At 73.2% G+C, this 16,159-nt stretch carries 18 protein-coding genes; 7 read left to right on the top strand and 11 right to left on the bottom strand.

Annotated features, from left to right (window positions below; all coding sequences use genetic code 11):
- Positions 1-41: 41 nt before the first annotated feature.
- Both E6R62_RS06370 and E6R62_RS06375 read left to right on the top strand, forming a co-directional pair.
- A complete protein-coding gene (locus tag E6R62_RS06370; protein WP_136212282.1) occupies positions 42-1,004 on the top strand; it encodes an SDR family oxidoreductase in 963 nt (320 codons plus the stop codon).
- 53 nt (positions 1,005-1,057) lie between these two features.
- Complete coding sequence (locus E6R62_RS06375) at positions 1,058-1,711, top strand: SMI1/KNR4 family protein (protein WP_136212284.1); 654 nt, start codon at positions 1,058-1,060, stop codon at positions 1,709-1,711.
- Positions 1,712-1,746: 35 nt separating this feature from the next.
- Here E6R62_RS06375 and E6R62_RS06380 read toward each other — a convergent pair whose 3' ends face one another.
- The 5 genes from E6R62_RS06380 to E6R62_RS41690 form a co-directional block, all read right to left on the bottom strand.
- Positions 1,747-2,580: an enoyl-CoA hydratase/isomerase family protein gene (locus tag E6R62_RS06380; RefSeq protein WP_136212286.1), complete on the bottom strand. Its 834-nt coding sequence runs from the start codon at positions 2,578-2,580 to the stop codon at positions 1,747-1,749.
- Between the two features lie 46 nt (positions 2,581-2,626).
- Entirely contained in the window at positions 2,627-3,394 is a 768-nt protein-coding gene (locus E6R62_RS06385) for a PIG-L deacetylase family protein (RefSeq protein ID WP_136212288.1), read from the bottom strand.
- A 176-nt stretch (positions 3,395-3,570) separates the two neighbouring features.
- The gene (locus E6R62_RS06390; protein WP_136212290.1) at positions 3,571-4,656 is read right to left on the bottom strand and encodes an S-(hydroxymethyl)mycothiol dehydrogenase; all 1,086 of its coding nucleotides are present in this window, start codon (positions 4,654-4,656) and stop codon (positions 3,571-3,573) included.
- A 73-nt stretch (positions 4,657-4,729) separates the two neighbouring features.
- Positions 4,730-5,290 (bottom strand): LysR substrate-binding domain-containing protein, encoded by a 561-nt coding sequence (locus E6R62_RS41685; RefSeq protein ID WP_276615538.1) that lies wholly within the window; start codon positions 5,288-5,290, stop codon positions 4,730-4,732.
- Positions 5,193-5,645, bottom strand: a complete 453-nt coding sequence (locus E6R62_RS41690; RefSeq protein ID WP_276615539.1) for a LysR family transcriptional regulator — start codon at positions 5,643-5,645, stop codon at positions 5,193-5,195. Before E6R62_RS41690 ends, E6R62_RS41685 begins: the two co-directional genes overlap by 98 nt.
- A 98-nt stretch (positions 5,646-5,743) precedes the next feature.
- Between E6R62_RS41690 and E6R62_RS06400 the strand changes: the two genes are divergently transcribed.
- A complete protein-coding gene (locus E6R62_RS06400; protein WP_240801527.1) occupies positions 5,744-6,352 on the top strand; it encodes a dihydrodipicolinate synthase family protein in 609 nt (202 codons plus the stop codon).
- A 684-nt stretch (positions 6,353-7,036) separates the two neighbouring features.
- Positions 7,037-7,723 (top strand): transglycosylase SLT domain-containing protein, encoded by a 687-nt coding sequence (locus E6R62_RS06405; RefSeq protein WP_136212292.1) that lies wholly within the window; start codon positions 7,037-7,039, stop codon positions 7,721-7,723.
- A 54-nt stretch (positions 7,724-7,777) separates the two neighbouring features.
- On the opposite strand, the gene E6R62_RS06410 is transcribed toward E6R62_RS06405, so the two are convergent.
- The 5 genes from E6R62_RS06410 to E6R62_RS06430 all read right to left on the bottom strand — a co-directional run bounded on the left by E6R62_RS06410 (position 7,778) and on the right by E6R62_RS06430 (position 12,393).
- Positions 7,778-9,457, bottom strand: a complete 1,680-nt coding sequence (locus E6R62_RS06410; protein ID WP_240801510.1) for a peptide-N4-asparagine amidase — start codon at positions 9,455-9,457, stop codon at positions 7,778-7,780.
- Between the two features lie 91 nt (positions 9,458-9,548).
- Positions 9,549-10,043 (bottom strand): ribonuclease E activity regulator RraA, encoded by a 495-nt coding sequence (gene rraA, locus E6R62_RS06415; protein ID WP_136212294.1) that lies wholly within the window; start codon positions 10,041-10,043, stop codon positions 9,549-9,551.
- Between the two features lie 86 nt (positions 10,044-10,129).
- The gene (locus E6R62_RS06420; RefSeq protein ID WP_136212296.1) at positions 10,130-10,396 is read right to left on the bottom strand and encodes a GlsB/YeaQ/YmgE family stress response membrane protein; all 267 of its coding nucleotides are present in this window, start codon (positions 10,394-10,396) and stop codon (positions 10,130-10,132) included.
- A 117-nt stretch (positions 10,397-10,513) separates the two neighbouring features.
- Positions 10,514-11,431 (bottom strand): hypothetical protein, encoded by a 918-nt coding sequence (locus tag E6R62_RS06425; protein ID WP_206308664.1) that lies wholly within the window; start codon positions 11,429-11,431, stop codon positions 10,514-10,516.
- A complete protein-coding gene (locus tag E6R62_RS06430) occupies positions 11,428-12,393 on the bottom strand; it encodes a phosphatase PAP2 family protein (protein ID WP_136212298.1) in 966 nt (321 codons plus the stop codon). Before E6R62_RS06430 ends, E6R62_RS06425 begins: the two co-directional genes overlap by 4 nt.
- Before the next feature lie 176 nt (positions 12,394-12,569).
- Between E6R62_RS06430 and E6R62_RS06435 the strand changes: the two genes are divergently transcribed.
- Positions 12,570-13,181, top strand: a complete 612-nt coding sequence (locus tag E6R62_RS06435; RefSeq protein ID WP_136212300.1) for a TetR/AcrR family transcriptional regulator — start codon at positions 12,570-12,572, stop codon at positions 13,179-13,181.
- A 145-nt stretch (positions 13,182-13,326) separates the two neighbouring features.
- Here the strand turns inward: E6R62_RS06435 and E6R62_RS06440 are convergent, their stop codons facing one another.
- A complete protein-coding gene (locus tag E6R62_RS06440) occupies positions 13,327-13,869 on the bottom strand; it encodes a TerD family protein (RefSeq protein ID WP_136212302.1) in 543 nt (180 codons plus the stop codon).
- A 428-nt stretch (positions 13,870-14,297) separates the two neighbouring features.
- On the opposite strand from E6R62_RS06440, the gene E6R62_RS06445 reads away from it, so the two are divergent.
- Both E6R62_RS06445 and E6R62_RS06450 read left to right on the top strand, forming a co-directional pair.
- Positions 14,298-15,110: a glutamate ABC transporter substrate-binding protein gene (locus E6R62_RS06445; RefSeq protein ID WP_136212304.1), complete on the top strand. Its 813-nt coding sequence runs from the start codon at positions 14,298-14,300 to the stop codon at positions 15,108-15,110.
- Between the two features lie 199 nt (positions 15,111-15,309).
- Positions 15,310-16,119 carry an endonuclease I family protein gene (locus E6R62_RS06450; protein WP_136212306.1) on the top strand — a complete coding sequence of 270 codons (810 nt, stop codon included), beginning with the start codon at positions 15,310-15,312 and terminating at the stop codon, positions 16,117-16,119.
- The last annotated feature ends 40 nt before the right edge of the window (positions 16,120-16,159 follow it).

The raw sequence follows: 16,159 nt of genomic DNA on the forward strand, positions 1-16,159 counted from the left end.
GCGCATGGCGATCTGCGCGCCCGCACTGTATCGATGGGCCCATGGACTCCCCCACACCCCCCTCGGGCCCGCGCGGGCTGCCCGCGCCGCCGCCGTACGGCGCGGCCGCCCTGCCCGCCGGTACGTACGCCGGGCAGACGGTCCTGGTGACCGGCGGCGGGACCGGACTGGGAAAGGCCATCGCCCTGGAGTTCGCGCGGCTCGGGGCGGACGTGGTGATCGCCGGGCGACGCCCGGCGCCGCTGGCGGCGGCGTGTGCGGAGTTGGACGCGGTGCCCGGGGTGGGCCGGGTGACGAGCGCCGTCTGCGACATCCGGGACCCGCGACGGGTCGCGGACGCCTTCGACGCGGCCGCCGCGGCGTCCGGGCGGACACCGGACGTCCTGGTCAACAACGCCGCCGCCAACTTTCCTTGCCCGGCGGAGGACTTGTCGCCCAACGCCTGGCGGGCGGTGGTGGACACCACGCTGACCGGCACCTGGTTCACGACCCGCGAGTTCGGCCGTCGACACCTCGCGGCGGGTACTCCCGGGGCGATGGTCAGCATCGGGGCCTCCTACGCGTGGACCGGCGGCCCCGGCTTCGCACACAGCGCCGCCGCGAAGGCCGGCGTGAAGAACCTGGTGGAGACGCTCGCGGTCGAGTGGGGCCCGTACGGCATCCGGATCAACGGTCTGGTGCCCGGGCTGTTCCCGCACGAGGACATGAGCGCCGACATCCGCGAGGGCCTGGACCGGGCCGGGGCGCGGGGGGCCGGGTCGAGGCCGTACGAGCCTCCTACGGACGGGCAGGGCGGCGGGAACGACGCCCGGCAGCCCGCCCTGCGGGTCGGGGAGCCGCGCGAACTGGGCTGGGCGGCAACCTTCCTGGCCTCGCCCTACGCCCGCTTCATCACCGGGCACACCCTGGTGGTCGACGGCGCGAACTGGCAACGCCGGTTCCTGGTCAACCCGGACGTCGTCACCGTGCGGGAGCAGTTGGGGCGCGGCCCGTTCACCGCGTGAGCACGAGGCCGTGCCGGGTGGCGTTGTCAGTGGTGTGCGGCAGCATCGGACGCATGAGGATCTACGACTGGGAACCCTTCCTGCGGACCTGGAGCGCCGAGCGGTACGCCGTCGTGGGCGCCGATCGACCGGCGGAGCCCGCGGGGCGGACGGCCGAGTGGCTGGGCTTCGCGCCGGCGACCGAGGAGCGGCTGACGGCGCTGGAGTCGAGGCTGGGAAGACCGTTGCCGCCGTCGTACCGGCAGTTCCTGGCGGTCACGGACGGTTGGCGGATGGCGGGTGAGTTCGTCACTCTGCTCGGATCGACGGAACAGGTCGGTCCGCTGCCCGAGCTGGGCCCCGGCGTGCGAGCCTGTCTGGACGAGTGGGACGCCGAGGACGCCGACGACCGGTCCGGGGAGCCGGTCGGCGACGCCGACGTCGACCCTGCCGACGAGGAGGTCGCGCACTCCGAGCGGTGGGCGCGGGCGATACTGATATCCGCGGAGGGGGACCAGACCTGGCTGCTGCTCGACCCCGGGGACAGCGACGCCCACGGGGAGTGGGCGGCCTACAGCTGGTCGAGCTGGAGTGGTCGAGGACCCGTACGCCACGACTCGTTCGCCGAGCTGATGGACCGGCTCTACGCCCAGTTCCGCGCCCTGCGGTGCACTCCCGCCGCCACCGCCGGCGCTCCCGGGGGTGTACCCGCCGCCGCGGACCGCTGACGCGCTCCCGCGGGCCGTGGGGGTTGCCGGGGGGCTCAGCCTCCGGTGAACCTCGGGGGCCGGCGGGCCGCCTTCGCGCCGTACCCCTCGGCCGCGTCGCGGGAGGTGAGGGTGAGGGCCGCCGTCATCGCCACCCGGTCGAGGGCTGCCGGGAGGGCGGCGTCCGCGTAGGCGTCGACGGCCCGCTTGATGCCCTGTACGGCCAGGGGCGCGTTGGCGGCGATCTCCCCGGCCACCGCGCGGGCGGTGGCGTCGAGTTCCGTCCCCGGTACGACGAGCTGGACCAGACCGAGGCGTTCGGCGGTGGCGGCGTCGATGCGGCGGCCCGTCAGGGCGAGGTACTTCGCCCAGCCCGCACCCGCGTCGCGGGCGATGCGCAGGTCTCCCCCGGCGTCCACGGCCACGCCGAGGCCGGCCTCCGGCAGCGCGAAGACGGCGTCCTCGGCGGCCACCCGGATGTCGGCCATCAGCGCCAGCTCGAAGCCGAAGCCCAGGCAGTAGCCCTGCACCGCGGCGACCACCGGCTGAGGGAGCCCGGCCAGGACCGCGAAGCGCTCGTGGGCCCAGCGGACGCCCTCGTAGTAGTTGCGGGTCCGTTCGGCGGCGGTCTTCCCCGTGATGGCGCCGCCCGGGGCCTTGACGTCGATCCCGGCGCAGAACGCCCGGCCCTCGGCCCGCAGGAGGACCACCCGCACGCCCGGGTCGAAGCGGATGCGGTCGGCCATCAGCCCCAGTTGGCGGGTGGACTCCCAGCTCCAGCCGTTGAGCCGGTCGGGGCGGCAGAGCGTGAGGACGGCGATCTCGTCCGCCACCTCCAGGCGGATCCGCTCCTCGCCCTCCGCGACGCCCGTGCCGGTGGTGTCGATCACGGGACCCCCACTCGGCTGACGGATCGTCAGTTTAGCGGCGGGTCGGTCAGCGGGGGAAGAGCTCGAACGCTACCGCCGGGCGTCCGCCGAACCGGTCGGCCACCTGCCGGGCGTTGCCCGTGAGGAAGGAGCGGACGTACTCCTCGGGGTCCTGGTCGGTCAGCACCTCGATGTACGCCTTGTGTCGCAGCAGCGACTCGACGGAGCGTTCGAGGCCGGGACCCGCGTCGGCCGCGTGCGTCGGCGTGGTGGTGCCCGACACCGCGACCCAGCGCACCCCGTCCCAGGGTTCCAGACCCTGCTCGGTGATGAGTTCGGGGAAGATCCAGCGGTTGCCCGCGTCACCCGCCGCGTCCAGCGTGGCCCGGCCGACGGCCTTGTGGTCGGGGCTGTTCCAGACGCCGCCGCCGTCCGCGCCGCCCCAGGTGTCCCGGTGGTTGAGGGTGATCACGAGCTCGGGACGGTGGCGGCGAATGGCCGCGGCGATATCCCGGCGCAGGTCCGGTCCGTACTCGATGACGCCGTCCCGGTAGTCGAGGAACTCAACGGTCGAGACACCGACCACCGCCGCGCTCGCCCGCTGTTCCGCCTCGCGCACGGGGGCGCACTCGGCGGGTGCGATGGTGTCGATGCCGGCTTCGCCACGCGTGGCGAGCAGGTAGACGACCTCCCGTCCGCCGTCCGTCCAGTCGGCGATGGCGGCGGAGCAGCCGTACTCCAGGTCGTCGGGGTGGGCGACGACCGCCAGGGCGCGCTGCCAATCGGTGGGCATGGGCTGCAAGGGGGCCTGCCGCGGGGCCTGTTGTTCGGTCATGTCCCGCACCCTAGGCGAAGGTACGGACCCGACGCGGCACCCCCGGACCGTACGGCCCGGCGGTCACCGGGTGGCCGGCCGGTCGCCCGGCGGGCGGCCGGCTTGGGCGGCGTCGTCGAGCCCGCCCCGCGTCGGCGCGATCGTGGGCACCGCCCACCCGACCCGTGCTCCCGAGATCAGAAAACGACCACCGAGCGGAGCACCTCGCCCCGGTGCATCCGCGTGAAGGCCGCTTCCACCCCATCCAGCGGGATCGTCTCGGAGACGAAGGCGTCCAGGTCGAGCCGGCCCTGGAGATAGAGGTCGATGAGCACCGGGAAGTCGCGCTCGGGCAGGCAGTCCCCGTACCAGGAGGACTTGAGGCTTCCGCCGCGCCCGAAGACGTCGAGGAGGGGAAGTTCGAGACGCATCTCCGGCGTCGGGACGCCGACGAGCACCACGGTTCCGGCGAGGTCCCGGGCGTAGAAGGCCTGCCGGTAGGTCTCGGGCCGACCCACGGCCTCGATGACCACGTCCGCGCCGTTGCCGCCGGTCAGTTCCCGGACCGCCTCGACCACGTCCTCGGTGCGGCCGTTGACGGTGTGGGTGGCGCCCAGGCCCCGCGCCCACTCCAGCTTCCGCTCGTCGAGGTCGACTGCGATGACACGGGAGGCGCCGGCCAGCCGGGCGCCCGCCACCGCCGCGCTGCCCACTCCCCCGCAGCCGATGACGGCGACGGAGTCCCCCCGGCCGACGTTGCCGGTGTTCAGGGCGGCGCCCAGACCGGCCATCACCCCGCACCCGAGCAGCCCAGCGGCGGCGGGCGAGGCGGCCGGGTCGACCTTGGTGCACTGTCCGGCCGCCACCAGGGTCTTCTCGGCGAAGGCGCCGATGCCGAGGGCCGGGGAGAGGGGCGTGCCGTCCTCCAGGGTCATGGGCTGCGTCGCGTTGTGCGTGGCGAAGCAGTACCACGGGCGACCGCGCCGGCAGGCGCGGCAGTCGCCGCACACGGCACGCCAGTTGAGGATGACGAAGTCACCGGGCGCCACCGAGGTCACGTCCGGGCCGACCGCCTCCACGACCCCGGCCGCTTCGTGGCCGAGGAGGAACGGGAACTCGTCGTTGATGCCGCCCTCGCGGTAGTGCAGGTCGGTGTGGCAGACCCCGCAGGCCCGCACGGTGACCAGCGCCTCGCCGGGACCCGGGTCCGGCACGAGGATCGTGGTCGTCTCCACCGGCGCGCCCTTGCTCCGCGCGATGACCCCTCGTACGCGATGCGTCACTTCGTACCCCGCTCCTGTCGGCTCTGTCCGGATCACCGAACGTACACGGACGGCGTCCGGTGCGGGAGTTGTGTCACCCGGCGGCGCGGGATTCGGCCGGTTCGGTCGGTACGACCTCCAGCAACGCCACCGTCAGCGCCGCGACGGCGGGATGGCGGGCCGCCCCGCCGCGCAAGGCGAGCATGGTCCGGCGTTCCATGAGCAGCCGGGACAGGACGACGCCCTCGTGGCCGGAGCCGGGGATACCGAGCTGCGGGACCACGGCCACCCCGTGCCCGGCCGCGACGAAGGCGAGGACGGTCGCGAACTCCGCGACCTGGTGACGGATCGCGGGTTCGAAGCCCGCGGCCCGGCAGGCCCGTACGGTCATGGCGTGACAGAGGTTCCCGGCGACGGCGGTGATCCGGGGTGCCTCGGCGTGGCGTCGCAGGGACTCCTCCTGGCCGGCCCGGGTGTCCGACCCGGTGCGGTCGCGCCCGGCGGAATCGGTCGCGGGGACCCCGGGGACCGGTGTCCCACAGGCCCGGGGCCGCCAGCTACACGGCCTCCCCGAACAGCGGCTGCGTCTCCAGGCCCGGCTCCCGGGTTGCCGGGACGAAGTCGTGCTCGTGGACCAGGGCCGCGTCGAGGTCACCGGCGCGCAGCGCGTGTGCGACCGCCGCCGGGTCGGTTTCGCGGACCCTCGGCTCCAGCCCCGGGTGTCGCCGGGAGAGCACGGTGAGGGCCGCCGGGACGATGGCCCGCTTGGCGGTGGGGAAGGACCCGATGTGCAGGACTCCGGTCAGGCCCCGGCGCGCCTCCGCGAGTTCGGCGTCGGCCTGCTCCAGTCGCTCCAGGACGGCTTCCGCGTGCCGGACGAGGTTCTGGCCGGCCGGCGTCAGCCGGACCCGGCGGCCGGTACGCGCCAGCAGGGGCAGACCGGCCTCGTGTTCCAGGACGGCGAGTTGCTGGGACACGGCCGAAGGGCTGAAAGCGAGGGCCTCGGCCACGGCGGCGATGGTGCCCTGGCGGGCGAGTTCGCGCAGCAGGCGCAGGCGGCGCGGCGCCGGACGTACGGGATCTTTCGCCCCACGGGATTCACGTCCCGCTGGTCACCCCCTTCGATTCGGGCGGGGAGGTCGCCGTCGAGGCGCTGGAGGCCCTCGCGCACGAGGTACTCCACGCGGGCGCCGCCGGGATCGTGGCCCTCGGCACCTCCGCGGAGGTCGCCGCGCTCGACGAGGCGGAGCGGGATGTCGTCACCACCGTCTGCGCGCGGGTCTGTGGCGAGCGGGGCGCGCCGCTGACCGTGGGCGCCGGGGCGAGCGGGACCCGGGCGGCGGGAGCCGCCGTCGCCCCGCCGGCGAGGTGGCCGCAGGTGCGGGCGGCGCTGGTGACGGTGCCGCCGTTCGTGCGGCCCTCGGCGGCGGGGATGGCGGCGCACTTCGCGAGGGTGGCCGAGGCGAGTGCGGTGCCGTTGGTCGTCTACCACGTCCCGTACCGGACGGGGCGGCCGCTGGACGCCTCCGCGCTGCGGGCGCTCGGGGAGCTGCCCGGGGTCGCCGGGGTGAAGTACGCCACCGGCGGGATCGACCAGGACGCGGTGGCGCTCCTCGGGGAGCCCAGCGCCGATTTCGCTTTCCTGGCGGGTGACGACGTGTACCTCTCGCCACTGCTCGTGCTCGGCGCGGCGGGTGGGGTGCTCGCCTCGGCGTAGGTGGCGACGGACCGGTACGCCGAGCTCGCCGCGGCCCGGCGGTCGGGGGACGTCCCGCGGGCCCGATCCCTCGGCCACGACCTGGCGAGGCTCTCGACGGCGTTGTCCGCCGAGCCCAACCCGGCTGTGGTCAAGGGGGTGTTGCACGCACAGGGCCGACGTGCGCCTCCCGCCGCTCCCGGCTTCGAAGCCCGCGGTGGCGGGCGCCCTCGCGGCGCTCGCGGCAGTCGTCTGACCCCGGACGGCCCCGACGCGCGGCCGGGCCCTCGCCGGATCCGCCGCGCGGCGCCGTCGAGAGGCCGGGCGGGGCGACGGAGTGCCGGAAAGAGTCCGCGGTGGGCGATTCGCGCATAACGGCCGGGTCGCCCGAATCTGCTCCCGCGAGGGGCGAGTTGTCCGGTTTGGGACATCGGCCGTCGACCCGTGATGTGAGTCACGCGGGGCGCATCAACATCAATTCCGACAAAGGCCCGATTCCCTTTCCCCCGAAAGAAAGTTGGCATTCGGGAGAAGGCATTCCCAAGGTCATTTACCGGGCACCCTGCGGGAAGTCGATCACAGGGCGGAATTCACGCCTTGTTCAAGCCGCTCGGATTCGCCTACGGTCACCTCGTTCCCAGTGGCCGCCCCTCGAAACCGGTCGCCGCCAGGACTCTCCCGTACCCCCACGTGAGGAATAGCGCCATGCCCCCAAAGGGTAAGCACCGTCGGCCGAAGCAGCACCCGATCGCCCGCAAGCTGGCCATGGCCGGCACGGGCGGAGCGGCACTCGCCCTCCCGCTGGTCAGCGCGACCACGGCCGGTGCGGCCGAGACGACCGTCGCTCCCACCACGTACTCCGTGGTCGCCGGTGACACCCTTTCGCAGATCGCCGCCGAGCACTCGGTGGCAGGCGGCTGGCAGCAGCTGTACCAGGCGAACAAGACCGTCGTCGGCGCCAATCCCTCGATCATCCGGCCGGGCATCAAGCTGACCCTCGCAGCGGCGCCGAAGACGGCGAAGACCACGGCGACGGCGGTACAGGCCGTGGCGCGGCCCGCCACCTCCTACGCCAACAATCTCGACGGCTGGATCCGCCAGTCGCTGGACATCATGGCCCAGCACGGCATTCCCGGCAGCTACAACGGAATTCTGCGCAATGTGATGCGCGAGTCCTCGGGTAATCCCATGGCGATCAACAACTGGGACTCCAACGCCGCGGCGGGTATCCCTTCCAAGGGGCTGCTCCAGGTCATCGACCCGACCTTCCGCGCCTATCACGTGCCCGGAACTCCGCTGAACTCCTACGACCCGGTCGCCAACATCACCGCCGCCTGCAATTACGCGGCCGCCCGTTACGGCTCGATCGACAACGTCAACGGCCCGTACTAAAGAGGCCCTTCACCGCCCGGATACCCGATGTACGGGTATCCGGGCGGTTTCGCGTCAGCAGCGGCGGCGGTCCTGGGTGAGGACGCCCTGCGCGGTGGCGACCGTACGGTCGTAGCAGCCGGCCGCCGACCCGGACAGTCGGTATCGCACGGTCGTGGTGCCCACGGCGTGCCGCTGCTCGCGCGGCACGCCGGCCGTGTAACTCGCGTCCCCCGCGTACGTGTTCTCCAGACGCGACCAGCCCACCTGTCGGCCGCCGCGCAGGGTCGCGGTGTCGGCCCGGTCGCCCAGGGAGAGGACGGTGCGCAGGCGGTCTCCCGTGCCGACGGTGGTCCGGCCGTCCATCGTGTACGTGCGGCGCGTGGTGGTGACGGTCGCGTCGTGGGACACGGTCTCCTCGTCGGTCCACTGCGCGGTGAGCGCGTCGAGGTTCTCGCCCTCGGTCCAGCGGTGGACGTCGGTGGTGCGCACGGTCCGGGTGACCGTGGTCGGGACGCGGCCGTGGGAGGTGTCGAGGTGTCCGGCGACGGTCAGGGTGTGGCCTCCCTCGGTGTCCAGGCGGTGCTCGCCGCCGGGGGTACCGGGCGTCCACTGGACGGAGTTGGCCGGATCGCCCTCCTCGTGCCGGGTGAGGGCGCCGGTCACCACCTCACGACCCCGGTCCTGCCACAGCAGCAGGTTCGCCGCGGTGCTCCAACCGCCCTGCCCGGTCGGGACGCCGGCCACGGACACCGCGATCCGGTGCGGGCGGCCGTCGTTGAGGAGCGCCGCGTACGGCGTGAGGTCGTAGCGCAGGGGTTGGACGTCGAAGGCGCGCGGGGCGGGGGTGACGTACCAGAGGAACGGGTTGGACCAGCCGCCGGTCCAGACGTTGGGAAACGGCGCGGCCAGTCCGGCGAGCCGGCCGTCGACCAGCACGCGGACCTCGCGGTAGGGGCCGTCCGTCGCCTTGCAGGAGTACGGGGCGGCGTCCGGCGTGGTCAGGTACCAGAACTCCTCGCAGCCGCCGCCCGAACCGGTGGCGTACACCTCGGCGAGGAGCCGTTCGGTGTTGCGCGGGGTGGTCACCGAGGGGGTGTCGAGCGGAAGGACTCGGTCGGGGGTCTCGGCGGGCCGGGTGCGGCCTTCGGCGGCGTAGAAGGTCAGGGTGACCTTGACGTCGATGACGCCGGTGTAGGTGTCGTCGACGACGTTGCCGATCAGCATCTCCACGGGTTGGGGGCGGCTGAGGATGTCCCGGTAGGGGGTGACGTCCTTCTCGACGGACCAGGTGATGCCCTCGGGTGAGGGTTCGGGGGTCGAGGTGCGCAGGATCTCGACTCCGCCGAGGGTGAGGTTGCCGAGGCGGTCGTACTGGCGGCCCTTGACCTCTCCGTCGAGCCGGAGCACCACCTTCGCCCAGCCGTCGTGGCCGCAGCCGGTGGGGGGCGTGTAGCTGCCCTGGTACGGGGTGAAGTCACGGAACCGGGCCTCGGCCAGGGTCACTTGGCAGGACCGGGTCGCGGGCCGGGACACGGGCGGGGCGGCGGTGAGCGGGTCGTGCCAGTCGGTGCCGAACTCGGTCGGCGGGTCTCCCCCCGGCCGGGCCCCGCCGAGGGTGGCCGCGCCAGTGGCGGGGGCGGCCGTGGTGCCGGCGGTGGCCGTGGCGGACGCGCCGGCGGGTCCCGCGGCGGCCAAGGTGCCCGCGGCGAGCGCCAGCGCGCCGAGCACGCCCATGATCCTGTGTCGTCTCATGGCCCCGCAGTGAAACCCGATCGACCCCGGGGGCACCAGGGCGTGCCGCGCGGCACTGGCCGGATATCACCCCCGGCCGGCCCCGGGTGGCTCAGGCGGCGGGCGAGCCGGCCGGGAGGACCGCCACCCCGTCGTCGTCGGCGTAGACGGTGTCCCCGGCGCGGAAGGTGACCTCGCCGAAGGTGACGGGCTCGTCGACCACGCCCGCGCCCGTCTTGCCGCTCTTGCGCGGGATCGTGCCCAGCGCCTTGATGCCCAGGTCCAAGCCGCCGAGCGCGACGCTGTCGCGGACCGAGCCGTTGATGATCAGTCCGGCCCAACCGTTGCGCAGCGCCGCACCGGCGATGAGGTCGCCGACGAGCGCCGTCCGCGGGGAACCGCCCCCGTCGACCACCAACACGGCGCCCTCGCCCGGCGTGTTGACGAGCTCCCGCAACAGGGCGTTGTCCTCGTGGCAGGAGAGGGTGCGCACGGGTCCGGCGAACACCGCGCGGCCACCGATCCGGCGCAGCGGCGTCATGCAGAGGGCCAGGGCCTCTCCGTACCGGTCGTACAGGTCGGCGGTGGGTATCGGCTGGACGGTCATCTCGCTCCGGCTCCTCGCTGCTCTGCGTCGGGGCTGCTGCCCGACGGGCGGTCGCGGGTCAGCCTATGGGCCGGCCGGCGGCGCGGTCAGCGGCGGGAGTTGCCGAACAGGAGGCGGTAGCCGATCAGCAGGACGAGCGAGCCGGCGATCGCGGAGCCCCAGGTGGCGGCGTCGAAGAACTGGTTCTGGATGGGGCGGTCGAGGAACCTCGCCGAGAGCCACCCGCCGATGAAGGCCCCCGCGATGCCGATGAGGGTGGTTCCGATGAGTCCGCCCGGGTCCCGGCCGGGCAGCAGCAGTTTGGCTATGCCTCCGGCCAGCAGCCCCAGGATGATCCAACCGATGACGCCCATGCCCGCTCACTCCGCTTCGTTCGTTCGCCTACTCGGGGAAGAGGACGTCGGGCGGGCGGGATCGGTTCTCCGGCGGGCCGGCGAACGTGGCGGGGGCGGTGCGGACGGTGCGGCGGGTCAGACCGCCACCCGGCCCGCCGGGGTGACCGCCGGCGCGGAAACCTGCTCGGCCACCACCACCCGCCCCGCCGGCGCGGAAACCTGCTCGGCCACCCGGTCGCCGGGGCTTGTCCTGGTCAGCAGGAGCACCCCGCGGGCCGCGGCGAGGGCGCCCGCGCCGGCCAGCAGGACGCCGACGGCGCCGCCTTGGAGCCGCTCCCCCAACAGGACCATGCCGATGATGGCGGCGGCGAGCGGATTGGAGAGGTTGACCACCGCGAGCGGGGCGCCCAGGCCACCCCGATAGGCCCGCTGCGACAGGAGCATGCCGCCGACGGCGAAGACCACGACGAGCAACGCCACGGTGACCACCCGCGGGCTCAGCAGGGCCCCTCCCCTGCCTCCCGCCACCGCCACGGTCTGGGTCAGCGCGGACGCGGCGGCGGAGGCCAGCCCCGACGCCGTGGCGTGCCGCAGCCCGGAGCGGACGTCGCCCCGCGTCAGCAGGGTGATCACTACGGCGGTGGCGCCCGAGACGGCGAGGGCCTCGGCCAGGGTCAGGGTGTCCTCGGGGGCGGGCCCGGACGCGGGCAGCAGCAGCAGGCCGAGCCCGGCGACGGTGGCCAGGGTGCCCCGCCACTCGGTGGCCGCGACCCGGCGTCCCGCGCCGCGCGCCCCGAGCGGGACGGCCGCCACCAGGGTGAGGGCGCCCAGGGGCTGGACCAGGGTGAGCGGCCCGTACCGCAGGGCGGCCGCGTGCAGCAGCGCCGCGGTGGCGTTCAGCCCGGCCGACCACCACCAGGCACCGTTGCCGAGCAGCGCGGCGGCGCTGCGGGCGACGGCGCGGCGGGCGAGGCGTTCCTGGGCGACGGCCGCCGCCGCGTAGGCCACGGCGGAGGCCAGGCAGAGAGCGACCGCGAGGGCGGTGGCGTTCATCGCCCGCTCCCCGCGCCCGCGCCGACGGGCTCACTGGGGCGCGGCCCCGGCAGGACCGCGCCGTCGGGTGGCGCGGCGGGGGACCCGCCCACCGGTACCCCGGCGTCGGGGGAAGCGGCGTCCGGGGAAGCGGGCCCCGGAGGGGCGACCTCGGCCGACCCGGACCCGGCGGGCGCGGTGGCGGCGGGCGCGACGACCCGGGAGACGCCGGCGACCCGGGGCCCGCCCGCGACGGGGCGCGGGACGAGCAGCAGCGCGGCCCCGAGCAGCACGGCGGCCACGATCGCGTCGAGCCAGTAGTGGTTGGCCGTGCCGACCACCACGAGCAGCGTCACCAGCGGGTGCGCCGACCACAGGTACCGCCACCGGGTCCGGGTGGCCGCGATCATGCCCAGGGCCAGCATCAGCGCCCACCCGAAGTGCAGCGAGGGCATCGCGGCGAACTGGTTGGCGAGGGTGTCGGTGGCGGGCGCGGCCCGGTAGACGGTGGGCCCGTAGACCTGGCCGGTGTCCACCAGTCCGGCCGCGTCGAGCATCCGCGGCGGTGCCAGGGGGAACGCGAGGTGGAGGGCGAGCGCGGCGCCGGTGAGGACCGCCAGCACGCGGCGGGTCCACAGGTAGTGGGCGGGGCGGCGGACGTACAGCCAGATCAGGAAGAGGGCGGTCGCGGGGAAGTGCACGGCGGCGTAGTAGCCGTTCGCCGTCTGTATGAGGGCGTCGCCGTGCAACAGCAGCCGCTGTATCGCGCCCTCGCCGGGCAGGTGCAGCGCGCGTTCGGCGTCCCAGATCCGCGCGGCGTTGCGGAAGGCCTCGTCGGTGCGGCCGGTCGAGAGCATCCGGCCCGCCTTGTAGACGGTGAAGAGTCCCGCGACGAGCAGCAACTCGCGCAGGAGCCGGCGCCGCTCCCGCCCGCGTCCGGGTGGGTCGGTGGGGGGCTCCGCGGGGGTGGTTCGGGTGGTCATCCCACGGTCTCGCTTCCTCTTCTCGGCGGGCGGCCGGCCGGGACTCGCCCGGAGGTCGCCACGCATCGACACGCCAGTGTATCGATACAAGAGCGTATCGATACGCAGGTGTACCGATACGCTCGCGTAGTCGTACACTCGACATCCGGACCACGCCGCCGAGGAGGGCCGCACCCATGACGCAGACAGCGCCGGCCTCAGCGCGCCGCTCCAAGATCAGCCCGGAGCGGGTGCAGGAGTTCTACGACGCCGTCCTGGACCAGTTGCGCGAGAACGGCTACGAGGCCCTGACCATGGAGGGCATCGCGGCCCGCGCCTGCTGCGGCAAGTCCACGCTCTACCGGCAGTGGAAGACCAAGCCCCGGCTGGTGGCCGCCGCCCTCCGGGCGAACCGGCAGGGCACCCTGGCCGCCGTGGACACCGGCACCCTCGCCGGTGACCTGCGCGAGGCGGCCCGGATCGCGGCGGGGACCTCCGGCCGCGACACCCGGCTGAGCCAGGCCCTCGGGCACGCGGTGCTCGACGACGAGGAGCTCCAGGCGGCGCTGCGCGAGGCGCTCGTCGAGCCCGAGCTGGCCGCGTTCGACGCGATGGTGGCGCGGGCGGTGGCGCGCGGCGAGATCGCCGCGGACCACACGGCGGTGGAGTTCCTGCCCGCGCAGCTGATGGGCGTCATGCGGATCAGGCCGGTGCTGGAGGGCCGGTACGCCGACGCCGACTACCTGGTGCGCTTCGTGGACGCGGCCCTGCTGCCCGCGCTCGGCATCTCCCCGGACGCCACCCCTTAGACCGGCGGGCCCCCGTCCCCGATGACCGGACGGAGGCCTGCCCGCGCTGCCTCGTGGGGACGGCGGCAGCGCGCCACCCGGACCGGGCGGCGGTCACTCGCACGACGAGTGGCCGCCGCCCGATCTGAGCGGAGCGGCGCCCGCCTCAGGGCCGGGGCGCCGCCATCAGCCGGGTGTACTGCTCGGGATCGGCGTCGAAGCCGCGCGGCCGGGCGTCCAGGGACCAGCCGCCCGAGGCGTCCCGGAGGAATTCGGCGACCGTGGCGGCACTGAACCGTCCGACCTCGTCGAGGTCGGACACGGCCAGGTCGGTGTAGCCCTCGCGGATGCGCACCCCCTTCCCGGCCACCGCGGCGAAGGTCTTGGTACGGGCACCCTCGGGTCCGGGGTCCTGGATCACCACGCCCACGACCACCCGGCCCAGCTCGGGAGCCAACCGGTTCAGTTCGAGGGTCATCACCTCGTCGAAGCCGAGTCCCTGCCCCGTCTCGCTGTCCCGGTCCAGGGTGATCGTGCCGTCGGGGGCGCGGCTGCCGAAGTGCACGAGGTAGACGGGGTCCCCGTACAAGGCCGCCGCGCCGTACACGGCGGCGAGGATGTCCAGGTCGTGCGCCGGCGTCCCCGCCGGGCTTGGGTCCCAGCGCAGGGCCACCTCGACCTTGGCCAGGCTCTTGCGTACTCCGCTCACCGAACTCCCCCTCCGCTCACCGGATATGGCCCGACCATGCTGTCATGTGCCGGTGATCACGGCGGCGGAAACGTACGTTACCCGCCGAAGGGGCGCGAACTCCCCGTCGCCGCGACCATGAGGCATTTGGGACGAGCCGTCCGAATCGCTCGGTTATCCACCTGAATGCCCATTCACCCTTGCGTGCGCCGACCTTGACGGACCGCAGGATCTGCGGCCGAGCCGGATCGTTATCCTCAAATTTCCCTCAGATCTAGTGACGCTGCACCCGTCACCTTCCTAGCTTCCTCATACACGTGCCCCTGCGGACCGTGTGGTTCCGCATGTGCCCGGCACTGCGTACCGACCCCGTACTCCGTGTCGCACCCCGGCACCCCGTACGTCCCCCGCTCCCCGCGTGATCCGCGGACCCCAGGAAAGAGTGCAGCATGAAGGTTCCCAAGGCCGGTGCGGTCGCCGCAGTGATCGCCCTCGCCGCGACCGCCTCGGGGTGTGCGGGGGACGGCCCCAAGGAGCCGCTCTCGATCGGCATCAAGTTCGACCAGCCCGGTGTCGGGATGCGCGAGGACGACGGCACCTTCACCGGGTTCGACGTCGACGTGGCCACGTACGTCGCGAAGGAACTCGGCTACAAGCCGAACGAGATCGAGTTCAAGCAGGTCTACAGCTCCGACCGGGAGCTGCTGCTCCAGTACAACGAGGTCAAGTTCGTGGTCGCCAGCTACTCGATCAGCGACAAGCGCAAGGAGAAGGTCGACTTCGCCGGCCCCTACTTCGTCGCCCACCAGGACCTGCTCGTACGGTCCGACGACACGACGATCACCAAGGCCGAGGACCTCAACACCAAGAGGCTGTGCGCGGTGACCGGCTCGACCTCCGCCGACAACGTGCGCAAGACCCTGGCCCCCAAGGCGAGCATCCTGGAGCTCGGAAGCTACTCGGACTGCGTCGTCGCCCTCCAGGACAACCAGGCCGACGCCATGACGACCGACAACTCCATCCTGGCCGGGTACGCGGCCAAGAAGGGCAACGAGGGCAAGTTCAAGCTGCTCGGACTGAACCTGAGCAACGAGAACTACGGCATCGGCATCAAGAAGGGCGACACCGCCCTCCAGCGCAAGATCAACACCGCGCTGTCGAAGATGGTCGCCGACGGTTCCTGGAACGCGGCGGTCAAGAAGAACTTCGGTCCTGCCAATTACAAGTACGAGCCGGCGCCGCAGGTGACCTCGGGCAACTGACACCGTCCGGCTCCCGGCGCCCCGCGACCCGTCACCGACCGGGGCCGGGAGCCGGGAGCCGGGGGCCGGTGGTCGTGCTCCCTCCCGACACATGGTCTTCATCTGTTGGATACATGACAATGTGAGCCTCGCTCTGCCACCTGACACCCCGCCAACTGCACCGGCGGGGACGGTGCGTGTGGAGAGGTACCCCCACGTCATGAGATTCTCCCGCCTCACCCCCTGGGCGGCCGGCGTCGCGGCCGCCGCCCTGGCCCTCATACCGGCCACCGCCTCGGCCGGACAGCAGCGGACGGCGGCGGCTCCCCACGCCGTCACGTCCGCCACCGCGGACTACTACGCCGCGGCCCAGGGCAAGACCGGCGCGGCGCTCAAGAGCGCGCTCCACGGGATCATCAAGAACCAGTCCACGGTCACCTACGACGGCGTCTGGAACGCCCTGAAGGTCACCGACCAGGACCCGGCCAACCCGAACAACGTCATCCTGGTCTACTCGGGCCGCTCCCAGGCCAAGAACACCAACGGCGGCGACCCGAACGACTGGAACCGCGAGCACGTCTGGGCCAAGAGCCACGGCGACTTCGGAACGGCCACCGGACCCGGTACCGACCTGCACCACCTGCGGCCCGAGGACGTCACCGTCAACAGCGTCCGGGGCAACAAGGACTTCGACATGGGCGGCAGCCCCGTCGCCGAGGCCCCCGGCAGCTACACCGACTCCGACTCCTTCGAGCCGCGCGACGCGGTCAAGGGCGACGTGGCACGGATGCTGCTCTACATGGCCGTGCGCTACGACGGCGGGGACGGTTTCCCCGACCTCGAACCGAACGACAAGGTCAACAACGGCACGGCGCCCGCCATGGGCCGGATCAGCGTGCTCAAGCAGTGGAACCAGATGGACCCGCCGGACGCCTTCGAACAGCGTCGCAACCAGGTCATCTTCGACACGTACCAGCACAACCGGAACCCCTTCATCGACCACCCGGAGTGGGTCAACTCCATCTGGTGACCGACGACGCCAACCACGACGCCCTCCGCGGGATTGGCGC

Source organism: Streptomyces sp. A1136 (assembly GCF_004795055.1).
Lineage (GTDB): Bacteria > Actinomycetota > Actinomycetes > Streptomycetales > Streptomycetaceae > Streptomyces.